Source organism: Rhizobium sp. PEPV16 (genome assembly GCF_008919455.1).
In the GTDB taxonomy this organism is placed as follows: domain Bacteria; phylum Pseudomonadota; class Alphaproteobacteria; order Rhizobiales; family Rhizobiaceae; genus Rhizobium; species Rhizobium leguminosarum_Q.
On sequence record NZ_VSZV01000177.1, the window covers coordinates 1 to 10,516 of the forward strand.

At 56.6% G+C, this 10,516-nt stretch carries 12 protein-coding genes; 6 read left to right on the forward strand and 6 right to left on the reverse strand.

The genetic code is table 11. The features are described 5' to 3' along the window. Nucleotides 1-81: 81 nt before the first annotated feature. A complete protein-coding gene (locus FY112_RS04260) occupies nucleotides 82-654 on the forward strand; it encodes a hypothetical protein (protein WP_151517788.1) in 573 nt (190 codons plus the stop codon). 199 nt (nucleotides 655-853) lie between these two features. Here the strand turns inward: FY112_RS04260 and FY112_RS04265 are convergent, their stop codons facing one another. Continuing rightward, a complete protein-coding gene (locus FY112_RS04265) occupies nucleotides 854-1,711 on the reverse strand; it encodes an MBL fold metallo-hydrolase (protein ID WP_151517789.1) in 858 nt (285 codons plus the stop codon). Nucleotides 1,712-2,228: 517 nt separating this feature from the next. Beyond that, nucleotides 2,229-3,002: an alpha/beta hydrolase gene (locus tag FY112_RS04270; protein WP_151517790.1), complete on the reverse strand. Its 774-nt coding sequence runs from the start codon at nucleotides 3,000-3,002 to the stop codon at nucleotides 2,229-2,231. Nucleotides 3,003-3,144: 142 nt separating this feature from the next. On the opposite strand from FY112_RS04270, the gene FY112_RS04275 reads away from it, so the two are divergent. Together FY112_RS04275 and FY112_RS04280 are read left to right on the forward strand one after the other, a co-directional pair. Beyond that, nucleotides 3,145-3,615 carry a MarR family transcriptional regulator gene (locus FY112_RS04275; protein WP_151517791.1) on the forward strand — a complete coding sequence of 157 codons (471 nt, stop codon included), beginning with the start codon at nucleotides 3,145-3,147 and terminating at the stop codon, nucleotides 3,613-3,615. Between the two features lie 634 nt (nucleotides 3,616-4,249). After that, the gene (locus FY112_RS04280; RefSeq protein WP_131661387.1) at nucleotides 4,250-4,726 is read left to right on the forward strand and encodes an Lrp/AsnC ligand binding domain-containing protein; all 477 of its coding nucleotides are present in this window, start codon (nucleotides 4,250-4,252) and stop codon (nucleotides 4,724-4,726) included. A gap of 186 nt (nucleotides 4,727-4,912) precedes the next feature. Here FY112_RS04280 and FY112_RS04285 read toward each other — a convergent pair whose 3' ends face one another. The 3 genes from FY112_RS04285 to FY112_RS38435 all read right to left on the reverse strand — a co-directional run bounded on the left by FY112_RS04285 (nucleotide 4,913) and on the right by FY112_RS38435 (nucleotide 6,888). Next, on the reverse strand, nucleotides 4,913-5,146 hold the full coding sequence (locus FY112_RS04285; RefSeq protein ID WP_151517792.1) for a hypothetical protein: 234 nt from the start codon (nucleotides 5,144-5,146) through the stop codon (nucleotides 4,913-4,915). A 960-nt stretch (nucleotides 5,147-6,106) separates the two neighbouring features. After that, complete coding sequence (locus FY112_RS38430) at nucleotides 6,107-6,505, reverse strand: IS5 family transposase (RefSeq protein ID WP_254701437.1); 399 nt, start codon at nucleotides 6,503-6,505, stop codon at nucleotides 6,107-6,109. Continuing rightward, the gene (locus FY112_RS38435) at nucleotides 6,457-6,888 is read right to left on the reverse strand and encodes an IS5 family transposase (protein ID WP_026158386.1); all 432 of its coding nucleotides are present in this window, start codon (nucleotides 6,886-6,888) and stop codon (nucleotides 6,457-6,459) included. The genes FY112_RS38430 and FY112_RS38435 overlap by 49 nt, the downstream gene beginning before the upstream one ends. A gap of 234 nt (nucleotides 6,889-7,122) precedes the next feature. On the opposite strand from FY112_RS38435, the gene FY112_RS04295 reads away from it, so the two are divergent. Beyond that, on the forward strand, nucleotides 7,123-7,782 hold the full coding sequence (locus FY112_RS04295; RefSeq protein ID WP_017964008.1) for a peroxiredoxin: 660 nt from the start codon (nucleotides 7,123-7,125) through the stop codon (nucleotides 7,780-7,782). A 152-nt stretch (nucleotides 7,783-7,934) separates the two neighbouring features. Here the strand turns inward: FY112_RS04295 and FY112_RS04300 are convergent, their stop codons facing one another. Further along, nucleotides 7,935-8,657 carry a glutathione binding-like protein gene (locus FY112_RS04300; RefSeq protein ID WP_151517793.1) on the reverse strand — a complete coding sequence of 241 codons (723 nt, stop codon included), beginning with the start codon at nucleotides 8,655-8,657 and terminating at the stop codon, nucleotides 7,935-7,937. A 194-nt stretch (nucleotides 8,658-8,851) separates the two neighbouring features. Between FY112_RS04300 and FY112_RS04305 the strand changes: the two genes are divergently transcribed. Next, nucleotides 8,852-9,835 (forward strand): lytic transglycosylase domain-containing protein, encoded by a 984-nt coding sequence (locus FY112_RS04305; RefSeq protein WP_181018154.1) that lies wholly within the window; start codon nucleotides 8,852-8,854, stop codon nucleotides 9,833-9,835. Between the two features lie 96 nt (nucleotides 9,836-9,931). After that, the coding region (locus FY112_RS04310) for an NAD-dependent epimerase/dehydratase family protein (protein WP_151517795.1) at nucleotides 9,932-10,516 on the forward strand (585 nt) is incomplete at its 3' end.

The window sequence follows — 10,516 nt, forward strand, 5'->3', positions numbered from 1 at the left end:
AGGGCTGCCCCTACCAGATCGCTTCGCAGGTTCTGAAGACGATCTCCGAAGTTCCGCTTCTCAATAGGCAGGCCGGCTGACGTGAAAAGCCTGAACGCACCGATTGCCCTGCTTCAAGCAGGGGTCGGGCAATTGGCTGCAATCCAAAACGCCTGGGGCGCAAGCGGCAGGTTGGCGATGCCGGACCACCAGGCGTTGCTGCTCGTTGGTAACTTGACGCCCTACTTTCGGAAAGCTTCGCCCAGGACCTCTTTGCGTCCGGTGAAGGCCTGGCAAATGCGTTGGTCAGACTGGAAAATGGCGACGTCGACATGGTGCTTGGAAATGCGAATGATGCCCCTGCCGGGTTTTTCGGCGGACACCGCTATGAATTCCCACGATATGCCTATGCCGCAGGGGGCACATGGGGGAAAGGGTCATGAATTCGACCACAGCGAGTTCGCGCAAGTCACGTCACTGCGTATCAACGCAACGGATAACGCCGACGTGACGGACGCCTTTGACGGTCTGGACCTCATACAACCACCGAGCAATCGAACGCTCAAGGTGCCGGACATACAGACGGCGGCGGTCCTACTACAACAAAACCGATGTAGTTTTGGTCTTACCCGTGACAACAGCAAAGTCCCTAATGATGCGCTACGTGCTCGATAGCCTGACGCTTTCAGAAAAAACTGCCTGAGTACAAAGTTGGCTTGATCTGGCATGACGTTGTCACCGAGATGAAGTGCATACTGGCGCACGAAACATCCTGTCCTCCTCCATCGCTAATGAGCAGCTCGGCGAAGGTCGGCAACCCATGTCTTCGTAAGTGAGCCACCGAACTTCGCGAAAGGCCAGCCTCGGTGAGCGTTTAAAGATGTGTGCAATCAACCGGCACCTTCAAAAACCGCCTCCCATCGCGTGCTTTCAGCGGAGGCCGGCCGCCGTTCAGGTTGACCTGCAGTGCGAGCAGCATAAGGTCGGGAAGCGGCAATGTAGCGTCTCTTGACTTACGCCATGCGACGAAATCTACGGCGGAGCGCCCCGCAAGGTGGATATTTTCCCGCTGCTCGTCGATTGAGCATTCCCAGGCAGCAGTTCGACCTTGCGGCGGATAGTCATGCCCGACCATCAATCGCACCTGTTTTGGAAGCGCCACGATAGCGCTGATCGTCTGCCAGAGTTCTTCGGCGCACCCTCCGGGAAAGTCGGCGCGAGCTGTCCCCACGTCCGGCAAGAAAACGGTATCGTTTACGAACGCCACGTCTTCATTGTACAGAATGATCGACGCGAGTGTGTGCCCCGGTGCATAAGCCACCGCGAGTTCGACACTGCCGATGGTGATGGTGTCACCATGTCGAAGTAACCGGTGCCATTGCCGTCCATCGACAGGCAGTTCCGGCAGATCGTATCGCTCCCGCCACATCTGCTGAACGATTGCCACTCGTTCGCCAATTGCCGTCGGCGAGCCAGTGCGGCCTGAAAGATAGGCCGCCGCCGACATATGATCGGCATGCGGGTGGGTATCGACGATTACTTCAACTTTCAGCTCATTCCTCCCGACGAACTGAAGTAGTTCGTCAGCGCTGATGGCGCTGAATGTCGCCGAGCGTCTGTCGAAGTCGAGCACGGGATCAATGATGGCGCACGCACGGCTGGCGGGATCCCAGATGATGTACTGGACCGATCCTGTCGGTTGGTGGAAAATGCCATGAACGTTTGGTCGCATCGGACTCCCGCCGCTATGAGAGACATTGTTGATAATTGTGAACCGCCCTTGGACATCGTATCGATGCCGTCCGCCTCATCCGAAGAGCTTGAATTGTATTCCGAGGTGTCGCCGCTTGCCGATGGCTGGCGCTTCGAGGACTGCAGGCAATCGGCAGGCGCTTGAGTTGGCGCGGTGAAATCGAGCGGTTCTTGCACCGTCATGCCAATGACAACGACAATTTGCTGACGAACCTCCACGCGAGTATTCCTTCGACAACCTCAATGTTTTTACATCGCCAAATTTATTGCAGTCGATATCCCGAGTATTTCAAATTATCGCTGATCTATTACAGATATAGTTGAGACTGGGCATGTGATCATCAATGGTGTAAGTGCGAGACCAGTTCAAACGACAGCAGCAGACCGCCATCAGACGTGTGGCCAATCTCCCGCATAGTGACCGCCACTCAGTCATCAGGCGCTGACGACCATCGGCGATAGGCGGGCGGCTTGAGCCGCCCGACAGAATTTCACGATTACTTCGAGACGGCCTTGGCTGCCCCGTCAATCGTGTCAGCGATGGCCTTTGGCTGAGTCATGAATAGCGCATGGCTCGCGGATACTTTGGTTACCTTCGCGCCGATGCGCTCCGCCATATGTATCAGCATCTTCTGGTCGAAGGCTTTGTCTTCGGTCGCAATTACCGCCCAGCTGGGCTTCGTCCGCCAGGCAGCGTTGGTGAGCTTTGTGCCGAAAACCGACATATTGATCGGAATCTGCGAGTCCCGCATGAACGCAATATCTGCATCGCTTACATCATTGGCGAAAGCAATCTTGAAATTCTCAGGCTTTACATATCCAAAACCATCCTTCGTGGTTTCGATTACGAATTCGGTCTGCGGTGCGAAGCCCTCATATTGCTCGCCGGTCGTCTCGCCGGCATCGGGAGACAGGGCAGATACATAAACGAGGCCGGCGACCTTCGGATCAATGCCAGCTTCTGTGATGACAGTTCCGCCCCAGGAATGTCCAACGAGAATAACTGGTCCCGTCTGCCTTTCCAGAGCCCGATTGGTGGCCGCGACGTCGTCAGCAAGTGAGGTGAGCGGGTTCTGCACAATAGTGACTTTGTATCCGCGCTCGGTGAGATTGTCATACACCGAACGCCAGCCGCTGCCGTCTGCGAATGCACCGTGAACAAGGACTACGTTCTTGACAGCTTGGGTGTCGGGAATTGTTTGTGCATTTGTCGAGTTGATGACAACGAGAACGCTGGTGGCAGCCAGTGCGCCAATCAATGCAAACTTCATAATCCGTCTCCTTTTATATCGCGATAACAGTTAGTGCGATAATCAATGACTAGCTGCAGACCGGATGCCTGTCAAGACGTTATTTATCGCGATATTGTTTTTCGCGATTGAAATGCGTATACTCGGGATTGAAGGAGTACACATGCGTAAGATTACGAACGACAAACCGGTCCCGCTCGACGACCAACTTTGCTACTCGATTTACTCGGCTGGCATGGCAATCCAACGCCTCTACAAGACCTTGCTTGATGACCTCGGGCTTACTTATCCGCAATACCTCGCAATGAACGTCCTGTGGCGATCCGACAACCAGTCCGTAGGAGAAATTGCCGAGAAACTCGCACTCGAATCCAGCACGATGACGCCGATACTCAAGCGGCTCGAGGCTGCCAATCTGCTCAAAAGGACTCGCAATCCGACAAACGAACGGCAGGTCTTCGTCGCCTTGACGGGCAAGGGACGAGCCTTGGCATCGCGCGCTGCATGTCTCGGCGATTCGCTATTGGCTGCCTCCGCTCAAACACCAGCGCAACTTGCGACCCTCAACGAACACGTGAGGCATCTAAGGGACACGATCTACAGCCATACGGCTGATCGGAATTCTCCTCCATGAGCGACTACGAAGCCGCTCGCTGGCGTTGCGCCGGCGGGGCTGCAGTCAGAGGGGCTGAGAACCTGACGTGAGACAATCAGCTTGCCCAAAGCGGATGTGATATTTTCAACATGATCGATGGCTCCGTACGGTGAGGATAACTTCTGGCCCTGCCATTTCCGGAGAGACGTGGCGCTCTGCCCACGGCCGGCTTTCCGAATTCGATTTCATTTAACACGAGAGACGTGTGTGGCGCCGCGCGATTGAGATCAATTATGCTGCGCCAGGTTTTACAGACCTGAGTGGCGCAATGATTCATCGGCAGGACCGCAAGTGCGATTTGCTGGTCTTAAGCACTCCTTATATTCACCGACTTCGGCGCAGGCTTCGAGCATCATGGTTAGTTTTACGCGCCGCTGATCTCAGACCTGCCAACGGTTTGCAAATTTGCTCCGCCCCCGCATAATTCCGAGTTCGCAACTCGGCGCCAAGAATCATCGCTCGGAAAAGGTGACATGATTTCGGATCTCCCTAATTCGTGGCATAAACTAGGATAAAATGTGCGAAATGTGCTTTCTTATTTGCTTCTTCTCTGATCGAAGATAAGCTGTTCAACGGGAAGTTTCGGCGAATAGGTATGCAAACTAAGCAAAAAATGAAAGAATCTTCCGAAGAGTCACTCGACCGGATCGATCTCAAAATCCTGCGTGCGCTGCAATCTGAAGGTCGTCTTACCAACGCTGACTTGGCTGAAAGGGTCAGTGTTAGCGCCGCCACCTGTCATCGGCGCACCCAACGGCTGTTCGAGGAAGGTTTCATCACAGGCGTTCGCGCCGAAGTCGCGCCGACGGCCGTCGGGCTAGGCGCACTGGTCATGGTCGGAGTGGTGCTAGATCGCTCAACACCGGAGAGCTTCGCAGAGTTCGAGGGTGCCGTAATGGTGATGAAGGAAGTGCTCGAGTGCAACCTCGTGGCGGGTGATTTCGACTACCTGCTGAAGATAAGGGTGCGGGACATGGCCGATTTCAATAAGCTCCACGGTCAAAAGCTGATTGCGCTCCCCGGCATCAGACAGACGCGGACCTTCTTCGTGATGAAGGAAGTCAAGGAGAACGCGAGATTGCCGTTCTAGAGATCGTGACGGCAGCCAAGGCGCTGGGCAACGTTCCTTGATCTGAGACCATCTTCCCTCCGGTTTTCATAAGCGCCTTGCGTTAACTCAGCTTTAGCCTGTGCTGTGCTTGGCCGGTTGTTGCCGCATCCAGTCAACCTATACATCGTGGGGGCGCAAAGGAATTCCGAGTACCCCGTCGGGCCGTTACTTTGGTGGCAGTACTAGGATTTCTTCGTCCGGCGCCGTGTCATATCCGTCAAAATCGCCTGAAACGAGATCCTGAGGAAGCGGATAATATGGAGAAAAATAGAGCGCAGCAGGGCCTGAAAATCCAAGCCCGCTTAAGTTCGACAGACGTGAAATGCACCCGCTGAAGATATTGATGCTGCTTACTTTTCTCTTCAAATAAGGTGGTGTAATCAAGTGATATACTTTCACGACGTCGTTTCCAATTTCCATGAAATTGCAACCAGCTGCGGATAACAGACTCGCGTGGCCGCGTTTCGCGTTCGTGTCCAAGGCTGTAACGAATGTTGCATATGAAATTATGCTGCAGTCGTGAGTTCGGAATGTCGCAAGGTCATCACCGTCTGACCGGCGCCTCGACAGAAATGCTCACAGCGATGTTCGTGGCATCAAAAACTCTTCGTGCCCTGTCCTGCTAGGCTCAAGCCCTTTGCTGGCATGGTTCGCCTTTAAGAATCGCCCCCTACAGGCAATATTGCTGCGCTTGCGGCACCGTGGCGGACCTCCCGAAAATCGAAGCTGAAGCAAACATATGTTTCATCTTTAAGAATAGCGCCGTGCCCCGAAATCTTGGCGAAACGGAACCTGATGACTGTGGTGCTCCTGGAACAGAGGAGACATGGATGCGAGGCCACCCGGACGATCCCACTGGTAAGAGTGCCATAGCCAGCCTCCGACTGGTCGACGAACCAGTTCGGGGTGCTGGCAGCGACGGGTCCGTGAGCAATCAGCGACCTCCGCCGAAAGAGCAAAGATGGGGCAGCTTGAAAGCATTGCTGAGCGAGACAGCCGGCTCTAGGGTCCCTGCCAAACAGCACGCTGAACGGTGCCCCCACCCGGCGGAGCGAAACTCAGACGAGGAAGCGGACTTATGGCGCTGTGGGATCGCAGCGGCGGTACTTTTCAGCATCGTTGCGACGCTTTCCCTCGCGGTCTTCTCGATCATTACCAAGTCGGTTCCGAGGTATATCGAGTGGCTGCCGTTGTCGGCATGGCCCGTGCCCTGAGTGGCGCGCCGGCTCCGCCAGGCCGTCTCCTACAATCCGGGCAGCCGTCTGGTCAGCTGGTGACAGGCCCTACTGCTTCCGGCGCTAATGGTCAGCGGGGTAAACCCCACGTTGATGTATCTCGTCTCCAAGCCGGCAAGGTCAGCTAGGTCATGTTGACAAAGTGGGGCAGCCAAATCTTCGCTGCGGCGATCGCCAGGAATGCCGCGAATGATGTTTTGGTCTTGTCGTAGCGCGTAGCGATGCGGCGGAACTGTTTGATCCGGTTGAACATCCGCTCGATGCGATTGCGATCCTTATAGGCATGATAATCGCAATTCGGTGGGTTTTTTCTGCTTGCTCGTGGCGGAATAACCGGGCGTGTTCCGTGGAAGAGAAGTTCCTGGCGGATGCTGTCGGCATCATATCCCTTGTCGGCGAGTAGACGACGAGGCCTGTTTACCGGCATTGCGAGAAGATCTGGAACGGCCAGATAGTCAGAGGCTTCGCCACCCGTCAGGACAAAGCCAAGAGGGCGGCCCTGACCGTCTGCTCGGGCGTGGATTTTTGTCGTAAAGCCGCCGCGTGATCGACCAAAAGCCTCCTTATGAGTCCCCCTTTAGCGCCCGCTGCCTGTGAATGGCCTCGAACTGTGGTGCTGTCCAGCATGTGCTGCCAATCATCTGTAAGGCCAAGCTCGACAAGCGTTTCCAAAAGTGCATCCCATACCCCTTGCTCGGCCCAGCGACGGAACCGGACGTAGACTGAATTCCACTTTCCGTATCGCTCATGCATGTCACGCCACGGGCAGCCGACCCGAAGGACATGCAACATGCCGTTCATGAACTGACGATTATCGTGCGAGGGTCGCGATTTACGGCCACGCTCTGCAGGAAGAAGTGGTTCCACGATCCGCCATTCTGCGTCGGTTAGGTCTCCACGCGCCATTGCTGCCTCCTAAAAAGCAGCCTTGAATCAGACCCTACCTGATTTGAAAAGGCACTTTGTCAACAGGGCCTAGGAATGAGTGAACCGAGAACGACCTCGTTTTCGAAATACTTCGGTAACATGGGTGTTCGATACACTTCATGCGGCATCCAGAGGTGGGCTGACAAGCACCAATAAACGGTGACTTTCTCAATCACACGGCTGTCGCTTGTATAGTTGGAAAAGGATAAACATATGAGCTTGCGTATCAACGATATCGCTCCCGATTTCACTGCCGACACCACGCAGGGACCGATCAGCTTCCACGATTGGATCGGCAACGGCTGGGCCGTCCTGTTTTCGCATCCGAAGAATTTCACGCCGGTTTGCACGACCGAGCTCGGCGCGATGGCCGGCCTGGCCGGGGAATTTTCCAAGCGTGGCGCCAAGATCATCGGCATCTCCGTCGATCCTGTCGAAAGCCACGCCAAATGGAAGAACGACATCAAGACCGCCACCGGCTTCGACGTCGAATATCCGCTGATCGGTGACAAGGACCTCAAGGTCGCCAAGCTCTACGACATGCTGCCGGCCGGCGCCGGCGAGAGCTCGGAAGGCCGCACGCCTGCCGACAATGCGACGGTGCGTTCGGTCTTCATCATCGGTCCCGATAAGAAGATCAAGCTGATCCTGACCTATCCGATGACGACGGGCCGCAATTTCAATGAGATTCTGCGCGCCATCGATTCCATCCAGCTGACGGCCAAGCACCAGGTGGCCACACCGGCGAACTGGAACCAGGGCGAGGACGTCATCATCACCGCCGCGGTTTCCAACGAAGACGCGATCACGCGTTTCGGCTCCTTCGATACGGTTCTGCCCTATCTCAGGAAGACCAAGCAGCCAACGGCTTGATTGCTGCTTTCAAGCCATTCCCAAGCCGCCGCGGCCATATGGCCCGGCGGCTTTTTCGTGCAGGCATTCTGGAAGAATGTCGCCCCGCTGCGCCTTGCTTTTGCGCAATTCCGGACGCAAACCGCTGCGCACTTTGGCTGGAATTGCTAGGCTCAATCCGGAACGGGAAGGGCGCGCTGGTTGTAGAGGATCTTGCGGATGCGCGCCTGTTCCTCTTCGGAGAGCTTGCTATTGTCGGTGCTAAGATCGGCGCCGACCGCAAGGCCGCGCTGAACGCCGGGCCTTGCGCCGACCTCCTCGAACCATCGCTTGAAATGTTTGAACTCGTTGATGTCCTGACCCTGTGCCTGCCAGTTGACTGTCCAGGGATAGCTGACGATGTCGGCGATGGTGAATTCGTCGCCGGCAAGATAGCGCCGATCGCGCAGCCGCATGTTGAGAACGCCGTAAAGGCGGTTGGCTTCGTCGGTGAAGCGTCGCACCGCATAGGACTGGTCGCCTTCGCGATCGCCAAGGCGACGGAAATGACCGGCTTCGCCGAGTTTCGGCCCCTGGTTCGCCATCTGCCAGATCACCCATTGCGTGACAGCGTATTTGCCGCGCAGATCCTGCGGCCAGAATTTGCCGGTTTTCTCGGCGAGATAGAAGAGGATCGCGCCGGATTCGAAGACGCTCAACGGACCGCCGCCATCGGCAGGTTCGTGGTCGACGATGGCAGGCATGCGGTGATTGGGGTTGAGTCTGAGGTAATCAGGCTTGAACTGGTCCCCCCGGCCGATATTGACCGGCACCAGCCGATAGGGCGTGCCCGTTTCCTCCAGGAAGATCGAAACCTTCTTGCCGTTCGGCGTCGGCCAGTAGTGGAGATCAATCATCTGCTTATCCTCGTTCGCTTAGGCATTCCTGATGAGCAGAATAGCGTTGCGACCATGGCAGGCCGAATATGTTTGTTCCAAAATCGATGGCGAAATTAAAAACCTGTCAGCGTTCCTGGCGCCAATTCGGGTGCAGATATGGAAATGGGGAAGCGTCGCGCTTTGATCGATGGTATCTAGAATCGAGCGTCGAGATGGAAGTTCGAACCCGCCGAGATCCGATGATACGCCGAAAGCGTCAGTCCGACATTGCGAGGAGATCGGCGAAGGCCATGCTTTGGCTCTGTCTTCTGTTTCCCGCCGTGGACACAGTAAAGGCCCAGCCTGAGGGGAGCGCCGGGCCGCCGGTCTGCTTGTATTCGGGACCTTCGGCGACGGGATCGGGTGAGACGCTCTGCATCCGGAAAGACAGTTTCAACTACGACCTTTGCGTCGCGATCGAGCATTTCGCCAGCGCCAATCAATTGCCAGCGGATTATTTCGCCCGTCTCATCTGGCGAGAAAGCACCTTTCGCCCTGATGCAGTCAGCTTCAAGGGAGCGCAGGGGATTGCGCAGTTCATGCCCGGAACGGCGAAACTGCGCGGTCTCGAAGACAGCTACCAGGTGTTGGAAGCGCTGCGGAAATCGGCGCAGTATCTCGACGAATTGCGCAATCGTTTCGGCAATCTCGGCCTTGCCGCCGCCGCCTATAATGCCGGTGAAAACGGCCTTGCCACTTACCTTGCGTCAGGCAGATTACCTCACGAGACGCGTGGCTACGTCATGGCGATCACCGCGCATACGGTCGAGGAATGGAAGGATAACCCACCGGAAGATGCGGCCGCCCCGCTCGACAAGGACAAGTCCTTCCTCGATGGCTGCGTGGCGCTTGCGGAGAGACGGACGTTGAAGGACACGCCCTGGCGTCAGGAGGGTGAATGGGCTCCCTGGGGCGTCCAGCTTGCGGCGAATGCGAATGTCGCGGTCGCCCGGCGCATGTTTCTCGATGCCGTGCAGGATCTGCCTGCGCCCCTGAATGCGGAGCAACCGCTGATCCTGCGCCAGCGCGATCGCAGCTTTGGTTTTCGCCCGCGTTATGCTGCCCGCATCGGCCGGCAGACGCGCATGGAAGCCAACGACCTCTGCAACCAGGTCCGCAAACACGGCGGCACCTGTCTTGTTTTCAAGAATCGATAGCGGGCCTGGTCCAGCCCCTTGATCACGAAAAGTCTGCTTGCAGGATCACCTGAGAGCGCAGCATATTCGGCGCGGAAACCAAAGGGAGGAACGACGATGCGGGTTTTGGTAATCGGAGCAACGGGCCATGTCGGAACCTATCTCGTTCCCCGTCTGGTGGAAGCCGGTCACGACGTCGTCACGATCAGCCGCGGCACGGCAAAGCCCTATACGGCAAACCACGCCTGGGCTGCCGTCGATCAGCGTCAGATGGACCGGGCAGCCATGGAGCAGACGGGTGATTTCGGCTCGGCCGTGCGTGCAGTGAAAGCCGACATCGTCATCGACATGATCTGCTTCTCGCTGGAAAGTGCCGAGCATCTGGTGACGGCGCTGTCAGGGCATGTCGGTCACTTCCTGCATACCGGCACGATCTGGACGCATGGCCATTCGACCGTCGCACCCACGCTGGAGGAGACGCCGAAATTTCCCTTCGGCGACTATGGGACGCAGAAGGCGGCAATCGAAACCTATCTGCTGCAGCAGGCAAGGCTTCGCGGATTTCCGGCAACCATCATCCATCCCGGGCACATTGTCGGTCCCGGCTGGACGCCGCTCAATCCGGCCGGCAATTTCAACCTGCAGGTCTTTTCAACCCTTGCCCGCGGAGAGACCCTGGCGCTGCCGAATTTCGGCATGGAA

What these genes read in the sequence shown, in the direction of transcription:
- FY112_RS04265 (WP_151517789.1), bottom strand. Translation starts at nt 1,711, where the DNA reads ATGCGACCAAACGTTCATGGCATTTTCCACCAACCGACAGGATCGGTC.
- FY112_RS04270 (WP_151517790.1), bottom strand. Translation starts at nt 3,002, where the DNA reads ATGAAGTTTGCATTGATTGGCGCACTGGCTGCCACCAGCGTTCTCGTT.
- FY112_RS04275 (WP_151517791.1), top strand. Translation starts at nt 3,145, where the DNA reads ATGCGTAAGATTACGAACGACAAACCGGTCCCGCTCGACGACCAACTT.
- FY112_RS04280 (WP_131661387.1), top strand. Translation starts at nt 4,250, where the DNA reads ATGAAAGAATCTTCCGAAGAGTCACTCGACCGGATCGATCTCAAAATC.
- FY112_RS38435 (WP_026158386.1), bottom strand. Translation starts at nt 6,888, where the DNA reads ATGGCGCGTGGAGACCTAACCGACGCAGAATGGCGGATCGTGGAACCA.
- FY112_RS04295 (WP_017964008.1), top strand. Translation starts at nt 7,123, where the DNA reads ATGAGCTTGCGTATCAACGATATCGCTCCCGATTTCACTGCCGACACC.
- FY112_RS04300 (WP_151517793.1), bottom strand. Translation starts at nt 8,657, where the DNA reads ATGATTGATCTCCACTACTGGCCGACGCCGAACGGCAAGAAGGTTTCG.
- FY112_RS04305 (WP_181018154.1), top strand. Translation starts at nt 8,852, where the DNA reads ATGGAAGTTCGAACCCGCCGAGATCCGATGATACGCCGAAAGCGTCAG.